Here is a 23,852-nt window from a genome sequence, read left to right as displayed (position 1 = left end):
CAGCATATCAGGAAACCCAAGGTTCGACAGAACCGGATCGCCGCTGCTTACGCAGCTGGAACGATGCTCACGAACTTACGGTTCTGCGGGCCTTTAACTTCGAACTTCACCTGACCTTCCGCTTTCGCGAAAAGGGTGTGGTCCTTGCCAAGGCCTACGTTGTTGCCAGCGTGGAAACGAGTGCCGCGCTGACGAACGATGATGCTACCTGCAGTTACTGTCTCGCCGCCGTAGCGCTTGACACCAAGTCGTTTCGACTCGGAATCGCGACCGTTACGGGTACTACCTGCTGCCTTTTTATGAGCCATTACCAGCCTCCTTCTTTAAGGGGTATGTTCAGAGCTTAGCCCTGAATGCCCGTGATCTTAACTTCAGTAAACCACTGACGGTGGCCCTGACGCTTCATGGAATGCTTACGACGACGGAACTTGATGATGTTGATCTTGTCGTGACGACCGTGGCTAACCACTTCCGCAGTCACTTTAGCACCATCAACAACTGGAGCACCGACTTTAACGTCGTCGCCATTGGCTACCAACAGAACACGATCAAACTCAACAGAGCCACCGGTTTCAACTTCGAGCTTTTCCAGCTTCAGTGTTTCGCCTTCTTTTACACGGTGCTGCTTACCACCGCTAACAATAACTGCGTACATTTTCTGTCTCCGCGATTGACCCATCCCTGCTCTTATCCACCTGGTTCTAAGGGAAGCGCTTTGGCAACCCTATTGCAGGGAGCGCAGGTTGGGATGAGTTGGGCGCGTGATTGTACGAAAAGCCGCCGACCAATACAAGAGAGTTTACGACTCAAGTTGACACTCCAGGCAGCAATACCTAGCATTGCCGCGTCCTGCCCGAAAACTCAACGAACATACCAGCAAGGGACTTACCAGCCCCATGACAGCCCAGCGCATCCATGACACCGTAGCGGAAGACTTCAGCCGCGTGAATGATCTGATTATCCAGCGGCTTGCCTCGGATGTCCCGATGGTCGAGAAAATCGCCCAATACATCATCGAAAGCGGCGGTAAGCGCCTGAGACCCTTACTGGTTTTGCTCGCTAGCCAAGCCGCAGGTTATAGCAAGGACGACCACCTGAAGCTGGCCGCTGTGATCGAGTTTCTGCACACAGCCACCCTTCTACACGATGACGTTGTCGACACGTCCGACATGCGTCGGGGCCGCAGCACCGCCAACGCAAAATGGGGCAACGCCCCAAGCGTCCTCGTAGGTGATTTCCTTTATGCCCGCGCTTTCGAAATGATGGTGGAGCTTCAAAGCCTTCCCATCATGAACGTTCTTTCTCGCGCCACCGCGGTCATCGCCGAAGGTGAGGTGATGCAACTGATGAACGTAAAAAACCCGGATCTGACTGCAGAGCAGTATATGGTCGTCATCCATAATAAAACGGCCATGCTGTTCGAGGCCTCATCCCACACCGGGGCTCTGCTGGCTGGCGCTACCAATGAGCAAGAAACGGCACTGAAAGATTACGGCAAACATCTGGGCCTGGCGTTTCAACTGGTGGATGACGTATTGGACTACCAAGGTGACGCCGAAGCCATGGGCAAAAACGTCGGTGACGATTTGGCCGAAGGCAAAACCACGCTCCCGCTCATTCACGCCATGGCAAACACCACAGCGGACGAGCGCCAACTGGTTCGCCAAGCAATTCGCAAAGGCGGCCTGGATGATCTCCCAAGAGTTCTGGACATCGTCAAAAAGTCCGGCGCCATTGAGTACACCATGAACAAGGCGAGAGAGGAGGCAGATACCGCACGCCACCTATTGGATTGCTTGCCGGAATCACCTTATCGTAAAGCCCTGGAGCTCCTCACTGAAGTTGCCGTCGCACGCGTAAGCTGACGGCACCGTCAACCCGTTTGCGCAGACAGAGCTGGAGAACTGACCGGAAGGCAGTATGACTAAAGACCTTGGGGCCAACCAAGGTGTAACGTACTTTACGCTATACTGCCGCCCACTTGGTCACACATCACCTATAAGGGAGCTCTCTGCATGCAGCAGCTGTCGGAACTGGATGCGTCGTTTCTGTACCTTGAATCAGAAACCACGCCCATGCACATCGGAGGCGTTTACCTTTTTGACGCAAGCGGCCTAGAAACTCCCGTTTCATATGCCACCTTCGTCAACTTCCTCTGCAGCCGACTGCACGTTGCCCCGATCTTTCGCCAGAAACTCAAAGAAATCCCGCTGCGACTCGGACGCCCTTACTGGGTTGACGATGCCGAATTCAGCATCGAGCGCCATCTGGCATACGTATCCCTGGGAGACGCAGGCAAACAGACCTGCATTAACTCCCTTGCCGCCAAGATCCTGGAAGAACCGCTCAAACGCGACCGCCCTCTTTGGCACATTACCTTTGTCGACGGCTTTAAACTCGACTCCTCAGACGGTGACAAAGACGGATTTGCACTGATTGTTAAACTACATCACGCCTCTATTGACGCCTTCAGCGGCGAGGAAATCATGGGTAAGCTGCTGGAATATACCCCGGCACCCAGAGCCATCAACCCACCCCACCCTTGGCAAGCACGACCAGAACCCTCAGAAGAACGCGTGTTCCTGCAGGCCGGCGCAAACATACTGAAAGCACCGATACAATTTGCATCCTTGGCGTACAATACCGTCGAAGCCACGGCCCGAGGGCTTATTCAAAAGCAGATCCACAAGCTCCCGCTGCCAACATCACTCTTTACGGCTCCGTACTGTCCGTTCAATCAACAGATCACAGGCAACCGGAAGATTGTCTCCGCCAGCGTTGAACTTTCCCGACTGAAAACCATCAAGGCGCAGCTGGGTGATGTTACGTTGAATGACGTGGTGCTGGGAATCTGCGCGGAAGCGCTGAACAGATACTTGAATACTCAGGGCGAGAAAAGCACAAAATCGCTGGTCGCAATGACCCCGATTTCAGTGAGGTCGAGCAGTCTAAGGCGCGCCACCGGCAACCAAATGTCGGCGATGTTGCTAAACCTCGCGACAAACGAGACCGACCCAGCGATCAGGATTCGACGCATTCACCACAACGCTGTTGAAACGGAATCCTATCGAGAGGCCATTGCCGCCGACCGCCTGACCGAGCTGCTGCCATCCACGCTCTTGGCGCTGTCAGCTCGCCTCTACTCAGAATTCCGGGTCGCCCAGCGTTATCAACCACTGTTCAACCTTCCGATCACCAACGTGCCCGGCCCCCAAGTCCCCATGTATCTGCAAGGCGCCAAACTGGTCCAACAGCACAATAGCGCGCCTCTGTTTGATAGCATGGGACTGGTGATTGTTGCAGTAAGCTACGAGGGGATGGTAACGCTCAACTTCACTCTCTGCCCTGATGTGGCACCCGATGGAGCGAGTCTGGAAGGCTTGGTTTACGACAGTCTTGAAGCTATCGAAATGCAGGCAGAAGCCGCCGGGGCAGCAATCATCGACGACGCCAGCCCCAACTCTAAAGGCCTGACCAATGACATCTTCAGCTACCTTGAAAACCTGCTGAAGAAACGCCCACTTCGCTTTAAGCGCTAGCCATTTCGGCTAGCGCTGCCTCTCTGAGTTATTCAAACGCCCAACGCAGGAAGGTTTTCTTTTCCTCGTCAGTCGCTTCAGCCCACAACTGTTTCAATGCCTCAAGCGTATCGCCAGATCCCGCCGCATAGTTGCTCGCACCACCCGACACTGGAGTTCGATTTTTGGTCGGCCCCTGCCAGATTTTCGCCTCGGCAACAGCCTCACCGGCGGCATTTACGATTGTCGCGGAGAAGTCTTCACTAAAGGCTTCAGCTTCACGGCGCGTCGAGGGCTTATCGAACGCAAACTGGTATGTCACACCCGGCTCGGCGTCAAAACGAACCACCTGCGGATCGGTTTCGACCACATGAACTTTCGATTCGCCATTGTCCACAACACCAGACTTCGCCCAAATGGTCTTGTAGGTGAACACAACTTCATTGCCACCCGGAAGAAGACCGTAATCAAGCGCCAAGTCATCCATCAGGAAATTGGTCATGGCCTTGCCATTAACCTCCGTCACCTGAATCGTGCCGGGCGCTTTCAGCACGGCACGCTCGGTCGCTGCAGGTAAATCGCCGTCCCACGTATCAATCGTCGTCAAAGAAGAAGCACAACCCGCGACCAACAAACTCAGCACACCCAGCGCCAATTTGAAAAAACCACCAACGTGACACATACTCATTTATACATCCTTTTTGAGAAAAACATTGAAATCGGCCGTAACTGGGCTAATTCTAAACAGGATACGCCAAACAATACGATGCCCGAACCGAAAAAAATCGCACAAGGAGGGATTATGGAAACCCAACAACGGGCTGGCGAAAATGCACCACCACCGTTTCGCAGCAGTCGCTTCTTCTGTGTAGGAAGTAAATGGTACTTCACCACGCGCGAAGGCTTCGACAGCGGCCCCTTTGCTTCGAAAGAGCGCGCCGAAATCGGTCTGAAACGCTTTCTTCACGTCGTTAAGCTGTTGCCAGAGGAACAACTCCACTAACGCCGACTCCGCCCCCTCCGTAATGCCCCTCAAACAATGAAAGGCATTACCCAACGGTCTATAGCGGCCAGGCAACCTAATGCCATAAATCCAGCCACAACATCATCAAACATGATTCCCAAGCCACCGGGCATGCGAGCATCCAACCAACTGATCGGCCAAGGCTTAAGTACATCAAATAGCCGGAATAGCATAAACGCCATCAGCACGCCGTAGATCTGATCTGGAAACAGGCCAAGCGCAATCCACATTCCAACGAACTCGTCCCAGACGATGCCGCCATGATCATGAACCTTTAAATCGTCGGCGGTTTTTCCGCACAACCAGATACCGACAACAAAAGCGGTTAAAACAATCAACCAGTATGCAATCGGCGGCATCCATGCAAAGCCATACCACAAAGGAATAGCCGCAAGGCTCCCCCATGTGCCCGGCGCCTTAGGCGCAGCTCCGCTTCCAAAACCAAAAGCCAGAAAATGCACCGGGTTACGCAAAAAGCCCGGAGGTAGAATGGCCTTCACGTTGTGCGGTTCTTGCATTACGTTATTGTCCGTCAATCAAACCTCCCAAAATGATCAAATCCCTGACGGGGGCCAGCAGATTCTGCATTTGCCACTCTTAAACCCAGCTCGGGACTTATTCGCCCAATAGCAGTTAACTGATTACGAACTTGCGAATCCAGCTCCAGCAACCTATCCTCAGCAATAGTCAGGCACAACTGATAATCGTCACCCGCGCTCAAGGCCAAGCCTAACGCTTCGCCCCCCTTCAATGCCACCAAGGCGTTTGATAACGGGATCTTGTTGGCGTCGAGGTCGGCCCCCACTCCGGACGCTTCCAGAATGTGCTGCAAATCCGAGAGCAAGCCATCAGAAATATCGATGGCCGATGAGGCTTTACCGGCTAAGGCTGCACCTAGCTGCAACTGAGGCTCGGGATAATGGTAGCGCGAAAGCACCGCCTGCTGATCGCATGTCGGCTCCGAACTATCCAGAAAGTCCAGAGCAGCACCGGCATCACCTAACGGCCCGGTTACACAAACAATTTCACCGACACGCGCTCCGGATCGTTGCAGGGCCAGCCCTTCCTCAACCGTACCGTGCACCTGAAGCGTAATCGTCAGTGGACCGCGCGTGGTGTCTCCACCCGCAATAGCAATACCAAAAGCGTCACTGGCTCGGGCCAGCCCCCGAGAATAGCCTGCCAGCCATTCCGGCTCTGCGTGAGGCAATGAGAGCGCCAACGTAAAACAGACAGGGTCTGCACCCATAGCGGCCAAATCACTGACGGCCACAGCTAACGAGCGCCAACCAAGATATTCAGGAGGATAGTTCGGAGGGAAGTGGACACCCTCTACCAGAGTGTCCACCGAAAACACCAGATCTCGCCCCGGTGGGAGACGCTGAATAGCGCAGTCGTCACCGGGGCCGAGAATGAGCTGCCCTTGCCGTGCTTTATCAGCCAACGGCTGAAAATACTGACGGATCAGCTCAAATTCACCCATGAATCAGCGTGGACGAATTTCAGCCAGCCGCAGGCGACGGCTGAGCTTGTCCAGAATACCGTTCACGAACTTGTGACCTTCAGTGCCGCCAAAACGCTTAGCCATTTCGACACCTTCGTTGATCACCACTTTGTAAGGCACATCAATACGGTGTTTCAACTCATAGGCACCCAAACGAACGATAGCCAATTCGACCGCGTCCACTTCTTTCATAGGACGGTCCAAGAAGGGTTCCAGCAGCCGATCCAACTCGGCTTGCTCGCGGTGTACGCCCCTCAAAACGTCCCGGAAATACATGATATCCACTTTGCTCATGTCGTTATCAACCATGAACTCGGCTTCAATATCCGAAATAGGGGTTTTGCTGAAGTGCCGCTGGTACAACCCCTGCATTGCTAACGCCCGGGCGCGACGACGGTCGCCGGCCTTGGGCTTATTCGTATTCCCCGGTTGGGGGCTGCTATCGCCTGCTTCGCTCATTACTCACCCAACTTCTTGAACAAACTGACCATTTCCAGGGCAGTAATTGCTGCTTCCGCGCCTTTGTTGCCAGCTTTCGTTCCTGAACGCTCAATAGCCTGCTCGATAGAATCTACAGTCAGCACACCAAAGGTCACTGGCACATCGGTTTCCAGACTCACCGCGCCCAAACCACTGGACGCTTCGCCAGCCACATACTCAAAGTGCGGCGTACCACCACGGATAACTGCGCCTAACGCGATGATGGCGTCATAGTCAGAGGTTTCTGCTACTCGCTTAACAGCCAGCGGCATTTCATAAGCACCCGGTACTCGGATGACCGTGATTTCACTCTCGGATATGCCATGACGACGCAGTGTATCGATCGCGCCTTCCACCAGACTTTCGACCACAAAACCGTTAAAACGGCCAACAACCAGAGCGTAGCGTCCGCTGCACTGGGTAAAATCACCTTCAATTACTTTGATATCTGCCATCTCGGGCTCCTTCGCGGGCTGCAGCACAGTCAGGCTACAGCCAGATTTATCATTCGGGGGTATAAGGTACGTATTCAACAACTTCCAGGTCGAAACCGGAGATAGCCGAGAATTTCACGGGCGGGCTCAACAAACGCATTTTGCCTACGCCAATGTCACGCAGAATCTGAGACCCGGTGCCTACAGTGAAATACACACCAGAGCTGCCCTTACCTGAGGATCCACGGCCTTCATCAAAAAATTCCTGAATGCGATCTTCAAGGTTTCGACTGTCTTCTGCGCTGTTCAAAAGCACCACAACGCCTTTGCCTTCATTCGCAACCTTTTCCAAGGCGTGATGCAGAGGCCAGCTTCGGGAATCCTTCCGGCGCGCGCCCAACAGGTCACGCAGGGTATCAGTAATGTGAACACGAACATGCACCGGATCGTCCGCATCAATGTCACCCATCACCATCGCGAGGTGAGTTGAGCCCTGAATATTGTCCCGGTATGTGCGAAGCTTGAAGACACCGTATTCGGTATCCAGCTCATTCTCTTCCACACAAGCGACCGTCTTCTCGTTCATGGTGCGGTAATGAATCAAATCCGCAATGGTGCCGATCTTGAGATCATGCTCTTCCGCGAATTTTTCGAGATCCTCACGGCGGGCCATTGAGCCATCGTCGTTCATGACTTCGCAGATGACACCTGCCGACTCACAGCCAGCCAGAGACGCCAGGTCGCAGGAAGCTTCGGTATGACCAGCCCGGCTCAACACACCACCAGGATCAGACATCAGCGGAAAAATATGCCCCGGCTGGACCAGATCGGATGCCTTGGCTTCACGCGCCACTGCTGCCTGTACCGTACGGGCACGATCCGCTGCGGAAATACCTGTGGTCACACCTTCACGTGCTTCAATCGACAAGGTGAACTTGGTGCCAAAGCCTGACGCGTTCTGCTGAACCATCAACGGCAAGCCTAACTGCTCACAGCGCTGCCGGGTCATCGGCATGCAAATGAGACCGCGGCCAAAGCGCGCCATAAAGTTGATCGCTTCCGGCGTGCAATGTTCTGCAGCCATCACCAGATCACCTTCGTTCTCGCGGTCTTCATCATCCATCAGGATGACCATTTTACCCTGTCGGATATCTTCGATGATGTCTTCAATGCTGTTCAGTGCCATACGGTTCTGCACCCTGTCACCCTGGCTGTCAGCAATAACAACCCAGAGGAATGAATTGAATGATTAACTGCGAGCGAGGATCAATCGTTGATCTTCGCCCACCTGACGGCGATCCAGCACCTTCCATTGCACTTTGTCAGCCATAACTTCAATAGGCAGATGAGCCGTTGGCCGCCCTGTACTCCCCAAAAAAACCGGGGCTTGGTACAACCAAAGTTCGTCTACCAAATTCTCAGTGATAAAGGTACCCGCCAGCGTTGGTCCGGCCTCTACCAGTAATTCGTTGATGCCTTTTTCTCCGAGCGCATCCAGCAACTCAGCTACGTCTACCCCGTTATCTCTCCAGGCAACGCCGGCAATACTTACACCCAGCGCGGCTAGATCCTGCGCTGGGGCCGTTGTCCAAGTGGAGCTGGCACAGAACACCTGAACGTTGCCGCCCCGAAGAATTCGGGCCGAGGTTGGCGTGCGAGCGTCACGATCCGCAATCACCCGCAGCGGCTGGCGAGACGGTGCCGCCGCATCCCCCAGGTCGCCCATATCATCGAGGCGTACCGTCAGGGACGGATCGTCTGCCAATACAGTACCCACACCCGTGAGGATAGCATCGCTCATAGCCCGTAGCCGCTGCACATCGCGGCGAGCCTCTGGCCCGGTAATCCACTGACTTTCGCCGGAAGCCATGGCCGTGCGGCCATCCAGACTGGCCGCCATTTTCAGGCGCACCCACGGCCGCCCGGTATTCATCCGTTTCATAAAACCCGGGTTCAGGCGCGCGGCTTCTTCACTCAGCACGCCTTCGGTTACCCTTATGCCCGCATCTCGCAGCATATCAAGACCCCGGCCAGAGACCGACGGATTCGGATCTTTCGTCGCCACAAAGACTTGCGCAACACCGGCCTCCATCAACGCCTTCGCACAAGGCGGTGTGCGGCCATAATGACTGCACGGTTCCAATGTCACATACGCCGTTGCGCCCCGAGCTTCCTGCCCGGCCTGACTCAACGCATGCACTTCTGCATGCGCTTCTCCTGCTCGTTCGTGCCAGCCTTCACCGACAATGCGATTACCCCTGGCAATCACACACCCCACTCGCGGATTCGGATGCGTGGAGTAACGACCTCGCCAGGCCAACTGGATAGCCCGAGCCATCATTGCCCTGTCGCGGTCTGAAATCATACCTTACCTTTCCCTGTAGGGGTTTCAGCCAACGCGCGAGCCACGTCTGCAGCATCGCCGTTACCTTGGGACAAACGCTCAATCTCTTCTTTGAACTCGTTGATGTCCTGAAAACTTCGATAAACCGAAGCAAAACGAACGTACGCCACTTTGTCCAGCTGGCGCAGCTCGGTCATCACCTCTTCACCCAACTGCATCGACTTCACTTCACGCTCGCCGGTAGCTCGCAGTCGGTATTTAATTCTGTTCAGCGCTGCCTCGATCGCTTCAATACTGACCGGGCGTTTTTCCAGAGCTTTCATCAGGCCGGCCCGCAACTTTTCTTCATCGAAAGGTTGCCGGGTGCCGTCTTGCTTGACCACGCGTGGCATCACCAGCTCTGCCGTTTCAAACGTTGTAAACCGCTCACGACAGGACAAGCACTCCCTGCGGCGGCGCACCTGATCACCCTCGGCCACCAGACGCGAATCAATCACCTTGGTATCGGCTTCACCACAGAAAGGACAATGCATAGTTCAGACGCTCCGAAAAAAAGGACCCGGAAAGCCCCAACAGGACTCCCGGGCAGACTCACTCAGTGCAAATCAAGCGTAAACCGGGAAACGCGCGCACACCGCTTCGACTTGCTCGCGTACACGGTTGATGGTGGCTTCGTCTTCAAGGTTGTCGAGGATGTCGCACATCCAACCAGCCAGATCACGGCATTCCTGCTCGCCAAAACCACGAGTGGTCACTGCCGGAGTACCTACACGCAGTCCAGAGGTCACGAACGGAGAGCGTGGATCGTTCGGAACCGCGTTCTTGTTCACGGTGATGTGGGCACGGCCCAGCGCTGCGTCCGCATCTTTACCGGTGATGTCTTGCTTGATCAGGCTAACTAGGAACAGGTGGTTCTTGGTGCCACCGGACACTACGTCGTAGCCGCGGTCGATGAACACATTGGCCATGGCGGCAGCGTTTTTCACTACTTGCTGCTGATAGGCCTTGAACTCATCGCTCATGGCTTCTTTGAAGCAAATTGCCTTAGCTGCAATCACGTGCATCAAAGGACCACCCTGACCACCCGGGAACACGGCAGAGTTCAACTTCTTCTGCAGCGCTTCGTCGTCACACGCCAAGATCAGGCCGCCACGAGGGCCACGCAGGGTCTTGTGAGTGGTGGTAGTAACCACGTGAGCATGAGGAACCGGGTCCGGGTACACTCCCGCTGCAACCAGGCCCGCTACGTGCGCCATATCCACAAACAGGTAAGCACCGACTTTGTCAGCAATCTCGCGGAAACGTGCGAAATCCAGTTCCTGAGAGTAGGCAGAGAAACCGGCAATGATCATCTTCGGCTTGTGCTCAACCGCCAGGGCTTCCACTTCATCGTAATCGATCAGGCCAGTTTCCGGGTTCAGACCGTACTGTACAGCGTGATAAATCTTACCGGAGAAGTTGACGCTGGCACCGTGAGTCAGGTGACCACCGTGGGCCAGACTCATGCCCAGAACGGTATCGCCCGGCTGAACCAGCGCCATGAAAACGGCAGAGTTGGCCTGAGACCCGGAGTGCGGCTGAACGTTTGCGTAGGCAGCACCAAATAACTCTTTGGCGCGATCAATAGCCAGCTGCTCAGCCACGTCTACAAACTCACAGCCACCGTAGTAACGCTTACCGGGATAGCCTTCGGCGTACTTGTTGGTCAGCACGCTGCCTTGAGCTTCCATAACCCGAGGACTGGTGTAGTTTTCGGACGCGATCAGCTCGATGTGCGCTTCCTGGCGCTTCTCTTCCGCCTGCATGGCGTTCAAGAGTTCGTCATCGAAACCGGCGATTTTCATATCACGATTAAACATGGAGTGCTGCCCCTGTCTGAATGGCTGGTCCGGCTTACCGTTGTGTATGCCGCAACCCCTGAAAAATTGGGCCGTCATTCTATCGCGAATGCGGGTCAAAAATCATCCTTTATACCGTCCGCAGATACCGACACGCAGGCAATCCCGGTTTCCACCCAACGCCTATCCTCGACCGGTTTCGATAGCTGAGCGAGTGCATGAACTCCAAATTCTACCTATTTGGACCAACCGAACTGCACGACATTCCGAAACTAAACGATCAACTAATTTACGTAACGCTTTGGTCGGTTCTGGCGATAAGAATTTTGACAATTTCTTGATGTTTCCCTGACCCGGCGCTGACACGCCCCCTTTTATATTGTGCACTCCCATTAACAATTCGCTCAGGCGAATTCTCCAAATGCGAGTACAGATGTGACTTCATCCCTCTCATCCAGACATCACTCTTTTCCGGAACGCATGTATCGAGGGTTCAGCTGGGCCGGCGCCTACGCTCCGATATTAATGCTGTTTGTCGCGATACTTCTCATCGGTAGTTTATCCAGAACACTGTTGGTGGCATGGCAATTCGACCGGGTTGCAGAGACATCCATATGGCCCGGCATTTTTCTTCACGGGTTACGAGTGGATCTGATCATGGCGGGCATGGCCGCGGCACCCTTGGTTTTGCTCTTGCCTATTATGGGCCATCGTTTCAGTTGGCCGGTCTGGAAGCGACTGACAGGCCTTTGGGCACTGATCGTGGTTTTCATGTTTCTTTTCATGGAACTTTCCACGCCGACCTTCATCGCCGAGTATGATACCCGGCCCAACCGTTTGTTTATCGAATATCTGAATTACCCCAAAGAAGTGCTGAGCATGCTTTGGGAGGGCTACCTGCCTACCGTAGCCATTGGGATATTTCTGTGTGTTTCACTGACCATTCTGTTCGCCTGGTTAATGCGTCCGTGGGCACGGGAGACCTCTACGGGAAGCTATCGTAAAGCGGTTTTGGTATGGCCCATCGTGGTTCTTACTGTATTTATGAGCGTACGTTCCACTACTGGCCATCGCCCTGCTAACCCGGCGATGTTTGCACTGACCTCCGATGCGCTCGTGAACTCATTGATTATCAACTCTACCTGGTCCGTGGCTTTTGCAATCTACAACCTCAAACATGAGGATGATGCGAGTGCCAGCTACGGCCAGTTAGAGATGTCCGAAATACTGGGCGAGGTCAGGAGCGCACCATGGCTTAGTGATGCTGAATTCAGTTCCAGGCAGTTTCCAACTCTGCATCAGCAAACCCCTGTTCAAAAGCGACCGCACCCTCTCAATCTGGTAATCGTTCTGGAGGAAAGCCTGGGCGCAACGTTTGTTGAATCCTTGGGCGGCACGCCAGTCACTCCTCGTTTGAAGGCTTTGCAAGATTCTGGGTGGTGGTTTGAGAATCTGTATGCAACGGGCACACGGTCTGTTCGGGGTGTCGAGGCTGTAGTCTCCGGCTTTTTGCCCTCTCCGGCCCGCAGTGTGGTCAAGCTATCTCTGTCTCAAACCGGTTTTTTCACACTGGCCGGGCTGTTAAAAAACAAAGGCTACGACACGGGTTTTATCTACGGTGGCGAAGCGCATTTTGACAATATGCGCAGCTTTTTCTCAGGCAATGGGTTTGACAAGATCCTGGACCAGCAGAACTACACCAACCCTACTTTTACCGGAAGCTGGGGTGTTAGTGATGAAGACCTATTTGCAAAAACCCAAGAAGACCTGCAAAAGCTTCATGACTCCGAAAAACCCTTTTTCCGGTTGGTTTTTTCTTCCTCTAATCACACACCGTTTGAATACCCCGACAACCGAATCGAACAGTACGACGAAGAGAAAAACACCGTCAACAATGCTGTGAAATACGCGGATCATGCTTTGGGTGAATTCATAAACACCGCGCGTAACAGCGCTTATTGGGAAGACACTCTGTTCCTGATCGTCGCTGACCATGATGCCCGGGTCTGGGGCGATGAATTGGTTCCTATCAAGAATTTCCAGATTCCGGGACTGATACTCGGGGCAGATATCGAAGGCCGGCGCATCGAAACAATGGCGAGCCAGATTGATCTTGCACCGACGCTGCTTTCACTCATGGGCATTACCAGTGAGCATCCTATGGTAGGGCGTGATCTGGTGAGGTTTCCGAACGCACCCGGCCGGGCGATTATGCAGTTCAACGATTACTACGCCTGGATGGACAGTGACCTCAACGTTACGGTATTGCGCCCCGACCAAGAACCTTTAGCAGGGGTTTACTCGCCACAAACCCGGAGCACTCGATATTTATCAGACGCACCCGAAGAGGCGGCCACAAGAAAAGCATTGGCCCATGCGCTCCTGCCCCTGAAACTGTACCGGGAACAGGCCTATGGGCTATCTAACGAACACGATCAAACCAGTTTATGAACGTGAATCACAAACTCCGTGCCTTCGCTGTCTGACTGGGCTATCTCCAGGTCCCAGCCTAACCGTTCACAAACCAGTCGAACAATCAGCAACCCAAAGGTAGTGTTGCTGAGTTCGCCGGTTGCAGAGGTAATAGCACTCGGTGCTCTGGAGGCTTTTAGATGCTCAGTTACTAGAATGGGCAATCCGGACCCAAAATCTCTCACCGTAATTTTGTTTTCGATCATCCGAACTTCGACTGCAGCACGGGTGTGTCGAAGCGCATTTTGCAACAAGTTGCGAATTAACATCCGCACCAGGGCGGGATGAGTTTCGACTTTCAACCCATGTCCACTGCTGTGAACCGTGATGCGTCCGGCATGATCCGGGTTGCTATGCTCCAGATCATCGACCGTATTCTGGACCACCTCTTGCAACACAATGGTCCTCGCATCAATTTCGGACGCTTCACTGCGAGCAAGTTCAAGCAGAACCTCGGTATCGTCGCGCATGGTTTGCATAGCGCGGCGAATACGGGCAAGGGTATTCTGATCTGCCGGCGACAAAGTTTGCCGTTGTTCCAGCACATTCAAAGCCCCACTCATCACGGCCAACGGTGTCCGCAGCTCATGACTGGCCAACTTCACAAACGATTTCTCTCGCTCAATGTGATGTTCAAGCTCGGACAGAAAGCGGTTAAACGCCTCGGCGATGTCGCAAAATTCCTGATCACGGTAGCCCGTATCAATTTGCTCCATGGACGACCCTGGCCTCGTACTCATAACTTCGCGGGTTAACCTCCTGAAGGGGCGCACCAGGTATTGCGCTCCGGTTCGCGCAACAAAAAAGCCGACAAGAAGCATGAAGCCCGCTACGCCAACAAGAGCGATCTGCACCAGGGACTCACGATTCTCCATGATGGTAATGTCCTGAGCCAGGAAGAGCTTGCCGTCGGGTTGTTCCAGCTGTTCACCGAGGATTAACAGCGTTGTCTCGCCGATCTTGATTTCGTCGGAAAATGGCAGCGAGCGGCTACGGAAATATTCCGGAAGCAAAAGCTCTGCCTCGCCTTCAGACAGAAAAACGGCTTCCAGCTGGGCCGTTTTTATGGGTTGAAAAGTCCCGCTCTGAAGCTGCGCGGCAAAAAATTCGGCGTCGGCCTTCAGTTCAAGACTAAGAATGGTGTCCTCAACATCATGGACGAACAGCTCGACAATAAACATTGAGGTTGCAGTTGTGGCGGCAATCAGGAAAAACAGGGTACGGGTTAGACGTGCACTCAAAGATGATTTCATGGCGTTTCAGGAGCTTTTATCGCAGAGGTGCCCGCAGGGACTTCCAAACTGTACCCTCGACCATGAACCGTTTTGACCAGCCCACTGCCCAGACCGGCCTGCAGCGACTTTCGAAGCGTGTAGATGTGAGTACGAAGACTGTTTCCTTCCATTCCCCCATGACGTGCACCCCAAAGTGCATCACTCAGCGCTTCATGGCTGAGAAAACTCGGGTATGCACGAACCAGCAATTCAAACAGGCGGGCAGGTGTCCCGGACAAAGCCGTTTTCGATCCGTTCAATTCCACTTCCAGCGTGCCCGGATCGAACCGAATATCACCCGCTGACAGGATCGGCCTCTGTGGCGCATAGCGTCGATGCAAGGCTTCAACCCGCAGTTGCAATTCACGCAGCTCGAAGGGCTTCACGAGGTAATCATCTGCACCGCAATCAAACCCTTTTTCCTTGTCAGGCAGGCCGCTCAGCGCTGTCATCAGAATAACGGGGGTCTGGCACTGCAGGTCATTGCGGATACGTTGGCAAATATCATAGCCATTGACGCCGGGCAGCATCAGGTCGAGTACGATAACGTCGTAACTTTGCGTGGCCAGCAAATGCAACGCCGTCAAGCCGTCAGCTGCAAAGTCCAGTATGTAGCGATCTTCGCCCAGAAATTCGAACAGGTTTTCCGCAAGGTCTACCTGGTCTTCAACAATTAATAGTCTGAGCGGTGGTTGATTAGATGTCACTCAAGCGTACTCCGTTAGCGTCAAGCACCGATGGCTGATCATCGCGCATTCCGGCAATGACCAACAATTGATAACGTCTATTTTCCATAACTTTTCGAGCAGAAGTCGCGAAGCCTGCTACGTTTTCTTTCGGCCAACTCCGGGGAACCGCAACATACAAATGCTGATACGTCTCGGCCGACTGCAAGCTGCTCAAATCGCTCTCGGTTTCTTCCAGAGCTGTTCCACCTGAGTAAAAACGGGCTGAAAAAGGCAGGTCATCCAGGTAAATCAACGGGCTGTCATCGGCTGTCCGAGTCAGCTGATAATAGCCCACCAGTTCTTTCTCTGTCTTGAGCGACTGCCAACCGGTGGCAGTCAGCCCCACGAACACGGTCAACAAAACCGGGACCAAAGCAACCAAACCACCCCGAACCCGGGCCAATCGGAAAGACTGACATTCCGACGCCCAACGGCCGATCAAAATAGCCGTAAACGGTAACGACGGTAAAATGTATGTCCAGAGTGTATTGCCGGCCAGCGTAAAAAACAGCATGGGAGCCAACGCGCTGACCAACAAAAAGCTGGCGCCCGGGTCTGATAATGTCTTGCTCACAATGCCGCGGCGTTTCCCCCGGAACCATGCAACCGCCAGACTGACCAAGGCAACGATGCCCCAAGGGAACGAGGCCCACAACCAGAACATCCAGATCATGCCTTTAGGTTGATTATGGGCACTGCCGTAGAGATCGCCCACCCATCCCGGATCCAGAAACCGGCGAATATGCTCTCCTACGATAAAGTAATCCAGAAATCCGGGAGTTTTGAGTTCAGCCAACAGGTACCAGGGGAAAACCAGAACCGCCGTCATCAAGGTCCCCCGCCGCCAGGGCAGGCGCTGCAGATTATTGAGAGCCCCCCTCCAGGAAAGGGACAACCAAAGTACGATGGGAATTCCGATTAGAACCAAAGCTAACGGCCCTTTAGACAGAAGGCCGATCACAATTCCAAGAAAAAAAAGCCACCGCCACAGCCCACCCTCTCCGGCCACCACCAGACAAAAGCTGACAAGAGCCAGGGTCGTCCCCAGCGCCAAGAAGGCATCCGTCATGACCGCACCGGCGCTGATGTAAGTAAGTGCCATGGTTGCGAAAACCAGGCAACTCCATCGAGCCACCTGGACACTCCAGATTTGAAGCGCAAGTCGCCAAACCAGCCACACCATGGCAAGCGTTGCCAGCCAAGACGGAAATCTCAGCGAGAACTCGGTAACACCGAATGCCTTGATGGCCAGCCCCTGCACCCAAAACGACAGGGGCGGTTTACCCCAAAAAGGAACGCCGGGCTCGAACCAGGGCGTAATCCAGTCACCGGTTTCGACCATCAGGCGGGCAATTTCCGCGTAGCGCGGCTCAGTGGTATCAGAAAAGGGAAAAAGAGCCATACCAATAAAGCGGCTAAGCAGCACTGCAACCAGCATCAACAGCCAAACGTTAAACCGCTTTGACATGCCGCACCCTCGTTGTTTTACGGTGTTCCTGTTGACGTGTGCCATTCAGGTTTTCGATCACCTCATCTGCCAAGTACACCGGGCGCCGCTTTGATTCCATGTAGGTCTTGCCGACGTACTCCCCCACAATACCCACACTCATCAGCTGAATACCGCCGAGGAAGCTGATCATCGCCACCAGTGAGGGGTAACCGCTGGTGGCATCACCCAGCATTAATGCCTTGACCACAATCCACACTCCGAAAGCCGCGCCCATGCTGGCCGCGATTAGCCCGATCAATGTTGCCCAGCGCAATGGCGATACAGAAAACGAAGTCAGACCTTCCAGCGCCAACCCGACCAGCCCGGGGTAATCCCATTTTGTTTCGCCCGCCGCTCGGGGCTCGCGATCGTACTGAATAACCTGAGTAGGCATACCAATCCAGGCAAACAGTCCTTTCATATACCGGTTGCGTTCCGTCAGCACTAACAACGCGTCAACAGCCTTACGACTCATTAACCGAAAGTCACCAGTATCGACGGGAATATTTGTTCGGCTGGTTCGATTCAGCAGTCTGTAGAACAGATGCGCGCTCCAACGTTTGAATGCGGTTTCGCCCGTCCGTGAGCGCCGCTGCATCAGAACAACGTCGACACCCGACTGCCAGCACTCAACCATTGCCGGAATATGCTCCGGCGGGTCTTGCAAGTCTGCATCCAATACGATCACCGCATCGCCGCTAGCATGTTCCAGACCCGCTGTCATTGCGGCCTCTTTGCCGAAATTCCGGCTCAGCTTGATCAGCCGGATGCCGGGTGTTCGCTCAATCAAACCGCCAATGTATTGAGCGCTGCCGTCGTCACTGCCATCATCAATCAGCACTATTTCCCAATGCAGATCCAGAGTGGCAAGCACAGGCAACACCCGTGCAAAGAAAAGAGGCAGCATCGGACGTTCGTTATAGAGCGGCACCACCAGTGATAACAGTGGCTTATCAAACGAGCCATCAAAAGGCCCAACCGGTAACTCAAAGCGTTTGTTCATGGAAAACCAGCCTCTGGTAGACGATGTAATTCAGTGCAGCGACAAGCGCTGTGGTGACGATTTGTGACAGAGTGACAGGAAGTGCAAGAAGGTTACTGAGCAGGAAAAAGAAGCCGAGGTTGCAGACCCATGCACCAAGGCAGGCGCTGATATAGCGGAACAACGTAACCCTGTGAGGGCCGGCATTGCGGAACGCAAGACGTCGCTGAAGGCTATAATTCAGAACCGCACCAGACACGCTTCCGCTAGCGGTTGCCAGCACAGGGTCAAGCCCGACGCCGATTAAGGCGGCCATTACCAGCCAGTGCAACTGCGTGGCAAGGCCACCGGCCGCCACAAATCCCTGAAGCTGGCGAGATAGGAGTGTGTTCATGACAATAACCACCACATTTACGACTCAAAAAGTCGATCTGACATTGAGTGGGTATGATGAACCACTGTGTGTCACGGCTTTGTGGCGGTTTTATCAGGAAAATGTCAAAACTTGAGGGTTCAGGAATTATCCTAAAGTATTTCGATTACGCCCTATTTCAGCAATCCACGGAACCTGATCATTAGGAAAACGCTGCTGAGCACTCGGCGACCGAACCCGCATTTTCTTGCTGACATAGAGACAGAGTCAATAGACCGGCACAGAGCCTTGAAGCAAAAGCTTAACTCTGGTCTCATTGCCCAACCTATTTTCCTTAATTGATAAAGTCATAAATCACCAACAGTTACTATTTTCACACCAGTGCTTTATGGCTTTTCGCGACCACCAACGTTACGCAGCTACCTGTTGCTGAATTCACAGGCAGCCCCGAATAATCGAATCTAAAAGGTATTTAAATTGTCAAAAGGTAACAAAACAGGCGCAGCAGGGTCTTACGTATACAGCATGAACCGCGTGGGCAAAGTAGTACCGCCCAAGCGGGAAATCCTGAAAGACATTTCTCTCAGCTTCTTCCCTGGCGCCAAAATTGGCGTGCTTGGCCTGAACGGCTCAGGTAAATCCACCCTACTCCGCATCATGGCCGGTGTCGACCAGGACTACATCGGTGAAGCGCGCCCGCTGCCCGGCATCAATGTCGGCTATCTGCCTCAGGAACCCGAGCTTGACGAAGAAAAAACCGTCAAAGAAATCGTGGACGAGTCCGTTGCACACGTACACAACGCTTTGGCCGAACTCGATCAGGTATACGCAGCTTACGCCGAGCCCGACGCCGATTTTGACGAACTGGCCAAGAAACAAGGCAAGCTGGAAGCTATCATTCAAGCCACCGACGGCCACGACATCGAACGTAAGATGGAAGTCGCCGCCGACGCCCTGCGCCTTCCGGCCTGGGATCAAAAAGTAAAGGTTCTGTCCGGTGGTGAGCGCCGTCGAGTAGCCCTATGCCGCCTGCTACTGTCTGGCCCAGACATGCTGTTGCTGGACGAGCCTACCAACCATCTGGATGCGGAATCGGTAGCCTGGCTGGAGCGCTTCCTGCACGACTACGAAGGCACCGTGGTTGCGATCACCCACGACCGTTACTTCCTGGACAACGTCGCCGGCTGGATTCTTGAGCTGGACCGCGGCCAAGGCATTCCGTTCGAAGGCAACTACAGTCAGTGGTTGGAGAACAAAGAAAAACGCCTGGAAATGGAATCCAAGCAGGAAGCAGCCCACCAGAAAGCTGTTAAGCAGGAATTGGAATGGGTACGTTCTAACGCCAAGGGCCGCCAATCCAAGAGCAAAGCCCGTTTAGCACGCTTTGAGGAAATGAGCTCTCAAGAATTCCAGAAGCGCAACGAAACCAACGAACTCTACATTCCACCCGGACCGCGCTTGGGCGACAAGGTGATTGAAGTCGAAGGCATCAGCAAAGCCTTCGACGACCGTCTATTGTACGAAGATGTCTCTCTCACCGTACCTCCTGGAGCCATCGTGGGCATCATCGGCGGCAACGGTGCCGGTAAATCCACACTGTTCAAAATGATTGCGGGCATGGATCAACCAAACTCCGGAACCATCACCGTTGGTGAAACCGTTGAACTGGCGTATGTCGATCAGATGCGCGATCTGGATGGTAGCAAGACGGTCTGGGAAGAGCTGTCCGATGGCAACGACATCATCAAAGTCGGCAACTACGAAACCCCGTCACGCGCCTACGTTGGCCGCTTTAACTTCAAGGGCTCCGACCAGCAAAAGCGCGTTGGCGACTTGTCCGGTGGTGAGCGTAACCGCCTGCACCTTGCCAAACTGCTGAAACAGGGCGGCAACGTGCTGATGTTGGACGAACCTACCAACGATCTCGACGTAGAAACCCTGCGCGCACTGGAAGAAGCGCTGCTGAACTTCCCCGGTTCTGCCTTGGTAATCTCGCACGACCGTTGGTTCCTTGACCGTGTGGCAACCCACATCCTGGCGTTCGAAGATGACGGCGAAGTGGTCTATTTCGATGGCAACTTCACGGAATACGACGCTGACTTCAAGAAGCGCAAAGGGGATTCTGCCATGCAGCCCAAGCGCATGAAGTATAAGAAGCTAGCGTAATGGCCAAAACCAAAACCGCGTATGTCTGCACGGAGTGCGGCGCTGACTATTCCAAATGGCAGGGGCAATGTACGGCCTGCCAAGCCTGGAATACGATCAGCGAAGTACGCGGCATATCCGGCAACAACGCCAAAGGCGCTCGAGGCATTCGCTTCGAGGGCTACGCGGGCAGTTTGTCCGAGGTTAAAAGCCTGGACGAAGTCAGCCTTGCGGAACAGGAACGCATCAGCACCGGCATGCAGGAGTTTGACCGCGTTCTCGGTGGCGGCCTGATCGAAGGCTCAGCAGTTTTGATGGGCGGCCACCCCGGCGCCGGTAAAAGTACGCTGTTACTTCAAGCCGTGTGCCAACTGGCAGCCCAGCACCCTGCCCTGTATGTGACTGGTGAAGAATCACTGCAACAGGTTGCCATGCGCGCCAAGCGCCTTGGTTTGCCCACCAAAGATCTGAAAATGCTCTCGGAAACCAGTGTGGAGCGGGTCATGCAGGTGGCCGAAGCTGAAAAGCCCCGCATTCTGGTGGTGGACAGTATTCAGGTCATGCACGTTGCCGACATTGAATCCGCACCCGGCTCCGTCTCGCAAGTGCGCGAAAGCGCGGCTTACCTGACCCGCTTCGCCAAGCAAACCGGCACCATTCTGTTTTTGGTTGGCCACGTCACCAAAGACGGCAGCCTGGCCGGCCCGAAAGTGCTGGAACACATGATCGACTGCTCGATCCTGCTGGAAGGCTCCAGCGACAGCCGTTACCGCACTCTGCGGGGCATCAAGAACCGCTTTGGCGCGGTGAATGAGTTAGGCGTTTTCGCCATGCTGGAACAGGGTCTGAAAGAGGTAAAGAACCCCAGCGCCATTTTCCTGAATCGGGGTGAGGAAGCGGCTCCGGGCAGTGTCGTGATGGTCGTTTGGGAAGGCACTCGGCCGATGCTAGTGGAGATTCAGGCATTGGTGGACATGGCTCAGGGCAGCTACCCCAGACGAGTTGCGGTTGGCTTGGACCAGAATCGTCTGGCTATGTTGTTAGCTGTTCTGCACCGTCACGGCGGCATGCATGTGGCGGATCAGGATGTGTTCGTGAACGTGGTTGGCGGGGTGAAAGTCAATGAAACCAGTGCCGATTTGGCGTTGCTGGCTGCCGTTGTCTCGTCTTTCCGAAACCGCGCTCTGCCACAGGATTTGGTGATTTTCGGGGAAGTTGGCCTTTCAGGTGAGATTCGCCCGGTGCCCAGTGGGCAGGAGCGGATTTACGAGGCTTCCAAGCATGGTTTCACTCGGGCATTGGTTCCCAAAGCCAACGCTCCGCGGAAGCCAATCGATGGGATGAAGGTGCTTCCTGTTACCAAGCTATCGGATGCGCTTTCTGCATTGGAAGAGCTTTAAATCGCGCCTGCAAATCGGACTTTCAATCTTTCGTTCGGGTGTCACTCGATCAGATGCGCAAGTTCTCGCTCTAACAGGTTTGGATCGCCCAGATTCAACTCCACCAATCGCCTTAAATGCATCGCGCTTTCAAGATCGATGTACTGGCACCGAAAACCCAGACGATGCCCTTCAACGTGCATCAACTCTACCGCCATAACGATAGCGGCCTCATGACCGTTCAAGTGCACGACGAGCTCGCAGGGCTCGTTCAGCGGTACGCTCCACCCTTCTGATCGCTCCACAAGAGCACCCTTGAGAGAAATATCCAATACCTCAGTCGACCACACCTGATCCTGCCAGTGCAGCTCACAGGGAGCGTCAAAACTAATACGGTGGAAGCGGCGGTTTTCAGGGTTTTGCGCAGCCAATGGGTGTCTCCGAGTCTTGAATAGATCTGCTATGACTATAGACCGGGCACAAGGGGGAATCCATCGTGCTGAATGGCGAGAAACAAAATCGCTTAATTGCGGACAAAAACCGTGATGCAAGAAGTGGCTTGGCGGGACGGCCTCCAAAAATTTCGGAGGCCAAGGATGGCCGGAAAGAAGCGCACATGGATGTGCTTGTAGCGTTTTTTTTGAGGCCGTCCCGCCGAGCCACTAATACATAACTTGCAAGCTAGCGGACGACAACCCCCCAAACCTCAATTACTGCTGATGATACTTCCCACTCAACTCAACAACAGCTTCAATGAACGCACCTGCGTGCTCCGGATCCACTTCCGGAGTAATACCGTGACCGAGATTGAAAATGTGCCCGGTGCCCTGCCCATAACGAGACAGAATATCTTCCACCTCCTCACGGATACGTTTCTTAGGCGCATACAGCATCGTGGGGTCCATGTTGCCCTGGAGGGCAACTCGGTCACCCACTCGAGCACGGGCGTTACCAATGTCGGTGGTCCAGTCCAGACCGACAGCATCACAACCGGTATCGGCAATCGACTCCAGCCACTGGCCGCCATTCTTGGTGAACAGAATCACCGGAACCCGGCGACCTTCGTTTTCACGAATCAGCCCATCTACGATCTTCTTCATGTAGCGCAGTGAGAACTCGTCATAAGCCCAACCACTGAGCACACCGCCCCAAGTATCGAAGATCTGCACCGCCTGAGCACCAGCTTTGATCTGGCCGTTCAGGTAGTCAATCACCGAATCCGCAAGGTGATCCAGCAAACGGTGCATCACTTCCGGCTGACCGTAAGCCAGCTTCTTGGTTTCACGAAAGTCCTTGGAGGAGCCGCCTTCTACCATGTAGGTGGCCAGTGTCCACGGGCTACCGGAGAAACCGATCAACGGAACGCGACCATTCAGTTCACGGCGAATAGTGGATACCGCATTCATCACATAATCCAAATCAGACTCGGCCTTCATGTTCGGCAGTGCATCTACGTCGGCTTCAGAACGGATCACTTTACGGAACTTGGGGCCTTCGCCCGTCTCGAAATAAAGACCCAATCCCAACGCATCGGGGATGGTCAGGATATCGGAGAACAGGATTGCCGCGTCTAGTGGGTAGCGCTCTAAAGGCTGCAGCGTGACTTCACAGGCCAGCGGCGTGTTCTTGCACAGACTGAGGAAATCACCCGCCTGGGCCCGGGTTGCGCGGTATTCCGGCAGGTAACGGCCCGCCTGACGCATCATCCAAACCGGGGTACGGTCCACGGGCTGGCGCATGAGGGCGCGCAGGAAGCGATCGTTCTTCAACTCAGTCATAGTTACAGTCTTCTCATCGTTTATGGGTCAGAGACAATGGGAGCCAATGATACCCCGTTTGCGACAATAAAAAAGGGCGGCGTTCCCTCA

The 23,852-nt window shown here is 54.2% G+C and carries 24 protein-coding genes; 6 read left to right on the top strand and 18 right to left on the bottom strand.

What is annotated here, in order from left to right; genetic code table 11:
• Window positions 1-47 precede the first annotated feature (47 nt).
• Together rpmA and rplU are read right to left on the bottom strand one after the other, a co-directional pair.
• Window positions 48-308: a 50S ribosomal protein L27 gene (gene rpmA, locus VOI14_RS09995; RefSeq protein WP_305897896.1), complete on the bottom strand. Its 261-nt coding sequence runs from the start codon at window positions 306-308 to the stop codon at window positions 48-50.
• Between the two features lie 35 nt (window positions 309-343).
• Window positions 344-655, bottom strand: coding sequence for a 50S ribosomal protein L21 (rplU, locus tag VOI14_RS09990; RefSeq protein WP_114335893.1), 312 nt, complete (start codon window positions 653-655; stop codon window positions 344-346).
• A gap of 241 nt (window positions 656-896) precedes the next feature.
• Here rplU and ispB point away from each other — a divergent pair, with 241 nt between their 5' ends.
• Together ispB and VOI14_RS09980 are read left to right on the top strand one after the other, a co-directional pair.
• A complete protein-coding gene (gene ispB, locus VOI14_RS09985) occupies window positions 897-1,865 on the top strand; it encodes an octaprenyl diphosphate synthase (protein ID WP_323751906.1) in 969 nt (322 codons plus the stop codon).
• Between the two features lie 150 nt (window positions 1,866-2,015).
• On the top strand, window positions 2,016-3,539 hold the full coding sequence (locus tag VOI14_RS09980) for a wax ester/triacylglycerol synthase family O-acyltransferase (protein WP_323751905.1): 1,524 nt from the start codon (window positions 2,016-2,018) through the stop codon (window positions 3,537-3,539).
• Window positions 3,540-3,567: 28 nt separating this feature from the next.
• On the opposite strand, the gene VOI14_RS09975 is transcribed toward VOI14_RS09980, so the two are convergent.
• Window positions 3,568-4,206, bottom strand: coding sequence for a DUF2057 family protein (locus VOI14_RS09975; protein WP_323751904.1), 639 nt, complete (start codon window positions 4,204-4,206; stop codon window positions 3,568-3,570).
• Window positions 4,207-4,320: 114 nt separating this feature from the next.
• On the opposite strand from VOI14_RS09975, the gene VOI14_RS09970 reads away from it, so the two are divergent.
• Window positions 4,321-4,521: a DUF6316 family protein gene (locus VOI14_RS09970; RefSeq protein WP_323751903.1), complete on the top strand. Its 201-nt coding sequence runs from the start codon at window positions 4,321-4,323 to the stop codon at window positions 4,519-4,521.
• A gap of 29 nt (window positions 4,522-4,550) precedes the next feature.
• On the opposite strand, the gene VOI14_RS09965 is transcribed toward VOI14_RS09970, so the two are convergent.
• From VOI14_RS09965 to glyA, 8 genes are all read right to left on the bottom strand, one after another.
• On the bottom strand, window positions 4,551-5,060 hold the full coding sequence (locus VOI14_RS09965) for a phosphatidylglycerophosphatase A (protein ID WP_323751902.1): 510 nt from the start codon (window positions 5,058-5,060) through the stop codon (window positions 4,551-4,553).
• A gap of 14 nt (window positions 5,061-5,074) precedes the next feature.
• Window positions 5,075-6,025 carry a thiamine-phosphate kinase gene (thiL, locus tag VOI14_RS09960; RefSeq protein ID WP_323751901.1) on the bottom strand — a complete coding sequence of 317 codons (951 nt, stop codon included), beginning with the start codon at window positions 6,023-6,025 and terminating at the stop codon, window positions 5,075-5,077.
• Window positions 6,026-6,028: 3 nt separating this feature from the next.
• A complete protein-coding gene (nusB, locus tag VOI14_RS09955) occupies window positions 6,029-6,505 on the bottom strand; it encodes a transcription antitermination factor NusB (protein WP_323751900.1) in 477 nt (158 codons plus the stop codon).
• The gene (gene ribE, locus VOI14_RS09950; RefSeq protein WP_323751899.1) at window positions 6,505-6,981 is read right to left on the bottom strand and encodes a 6,7-dimethyl-8-ribityllumazine synthase; all 477 of its coding nucleotides are present in this window, start codon (window positions 6,979-6,981) and stop codon (window positions 6,505-6,507) included. The genes nusB and ribE overlap by 1 nt, the downstream gene beginning before the upstream one ends.
• Window positions 6,982-7,030: 49 nt before the next feature.
• Window positions 7,031-8,146: a bifunctional 3,4-dihydroxy-2-butanone-4-phosphate synthase/GTP cyclohydrolase II gene (gene ribBA, locus VOI14_RS09945; protein ID WP_323751898.1), complete on the bottom strand. Its 1,116-nt coding sequence runs from the start codon at window positions 8,144-8,146 to the stop codon at window positions 7,031-7,033.
• Between the two features lie 63 nt (window positions 8,147-8,209).
• A complete protein-coding gene (ribD, locus tag VOI14_RS09940; RefSeq protein WP_323751897.1) occupies window positions 8,210-9,325 on the bottom strand; it encodes a bifunctional diaminohydroxyphosphoribosylaminopyrimidine deaminase/5-amino-6-(5-phosphoribosylamino)uracil reductase RibD in 1,116 nt (371 codons plus the stop codon).
• Complete coding sequence (gene nrdR / locus VOI14_RS09935) at window positions 9,322-9,837, bottom strand: transcriptional regulator NrdR (RefSeq protein ID WP_323751896.1); 516 nt, start codon at window positions 9,835-9,837, stop codon at window positions 9,322-9,324. Before nrdR ends, ribD begins: the two co-directional genes overlap by 4 nt.
• A 72-nt stretch (window positions 9,838-9,909) precedes the next feature.
• A complete protein-coding gene (gene glyA, locus VOI14_RS09930; RefSeq protein ID WP_323751895.1) occupies window positions 9,910-11,163 on the bottom strand; it encodes a serine hydroxymethyltransferase in 1,254 nt (417 codons plus the stop codon).
• A 414-nt stretch (window positions 11,164-11,577) separates the two neighbouring features.
• Between glyA and VOI14_RS09925 the strand changes: the two genes are divergently transcribed.
• A complete protein-coding gene (locus VOI14_RS09925; RefSeq protein WP_323751894.1) occupies window positions 11,578-13,593 on the top strand; it encodes an LTA synthase family protein in 2,016 nt (671 codons plus the stop codon).
• Here VOI14_RS09925 and VOI14_RS09920 read toward each other — a convergent pair.
• From VOI14_RS09920 to VOI14_RS09900, 5 genes are read right to left on the bottom strand one after another with little or no spacing between them, the layout of a single operon-like run.
• Complete coding sequence (locus VOI14_RS09920; RefSeq protein ID WP_323751893.1) at window positions 13,578-14,867, bottom strand: HAMP domain-containing sensor histidine kinase; 1,290 nt, start codon at window positions 14,865-14,867, stop codon at window positions 13,578-13,580. The two genes, VOI14_RS09925 and VOI14_RS09920, sit on opposite strands and share 16 nt — an antisense overlap.
• A complete protein-coding gene (locus tag VOI14_RS09915) occupies window positions 14,864-15,595 on the bottom strand; it encodes a response regulator transcription factor (RefSeq protein WP_323751892.1) in 732 nt (243 codons plus the stop codon). The genes VOI14_RS09920 and VOI14_RS09915 overlap by 4 nt, the downstream gene beginning before the upstream one ends.
• The gene (locus VOI14_RS09910; RefSeq protein WP_323751891.1) at window positions 15,585-17,084 is read right to left on the bottom strand and encodes a glycosyltransferase family 39 protein; all 1,500 of its coding nucleotides are present in this window, start codon (window positions 17,082-17,084) and stop codon (window positions 15,585-15,587) included. The genes VOI14_RS09915 and VOI14_RS09910 overlap by 11 nt, the downstream gene beginning before the upstream one ends.
• Window positions 17,068-18,108: a glycosyltransferase family 2 protein gene (locus VOI14_RS09905; protein ID WP_323751890.1), complete on the bottom strand. Its 1,041-nt coding sequence runs from the start codon at window positions 18,106-18,108 to the stop codon at window positions 17,068-17,070. Before VOI14_RS09905 ends, VOI14_RS09910 begins: the two co-directional genes overlap by 17 nt.
• A complete protein-coding gene (locus VOI14_RS09900; RefSeq protein ID WP_323751889.1) occupies window positions 18,092-18,481 on the bottom strand; it encodes a GtrA family protein in 390 nt (129 codons plus the stop codon). The genes VOI14_RS09905 and VOI14_RS09900 overlap by 17 nt, the downstream gene beginning before the upstream one ends.
• Window positions 18,482-18,937: 456 nt before the next feature.
• Between VOI14_RS09900 and ettA the strand changes: the two genes are divergently transcribed.
• Both ettA and radA read left to right on the top strand, forming a co-directional pair.
• The gene (ettA, locus tag VOI14_RS09895; RefSeq protein WP_323751888.1) at window positions 18,938-20,626 is read left to right on the top strand and encodes an energy-dependent translational throttle protein EttA; all 1,689 of its coding nucleotides are present in this window, start codon (window positions 18,938-18,940) and stop codon (window positions 20,624-20,626) included.
• Entirely contained in the window at window positions 20,626-22,005 is a 1,380-nt protein-coding gene (gene radA / locus VOI14_RS09890) for a DNA repair protein RadA (protein ID WP_323751887.1), read from the top strand. The genes ettA and radA overlap by 1 nt, the downstream gene beginning before the upstream one ends.
• Window positions 22,006-22,046: 41 nt before the next feature.
• Here the strand turns inward: radA and VOI14_RS09885 are convergent, their stop codons facing one another.
• Together VOI14_RS09885 and hemE are read right to left on the bottom strand one after the other, a co-directional pair.
• On the bottom strand, window positions 22,047-22,415 hold the full coding sequence (locus VOI14_RS09885) for a PilZ domain-containing protein (RefSeq protein WP_323751886.1): 369 nt from the start codon (window positions 22,413-22,415) through the stop codon (window positions 22,047-22,049).
• A 279-nt stretch (window positions 22,416-22,694) separates the two neighbouring features.
• Window positions 22,695-23,762: a uroporphyrinogen decarboxylase gene (hemE, locus tag VOI14_RS09880; RefSeq protein ID WP_323751885.1), complete on the bottom strand. Its 1,068-nt coding sequence runs from the start codon at window positions 23,760-23,762 to the stop codon at window positions 22,695-22,697.
• Window positions 23,763-23,852 lie beyond the last annotated feature (90 nt).

Source organism: Marinobacter sp. (genome assembly GCF_034669625.1).
Lineage (GTDB): Bacteria > Pseudomonadota > Gammaproteobacteria > Pseudomonadales > Oleiphilaceae > Marinobacter.
The sequence above is the reverse complement of the archived record's forward strand: the minus strand, read 5'-3'. Positions and strand labels throughout refer to the sequence as shown.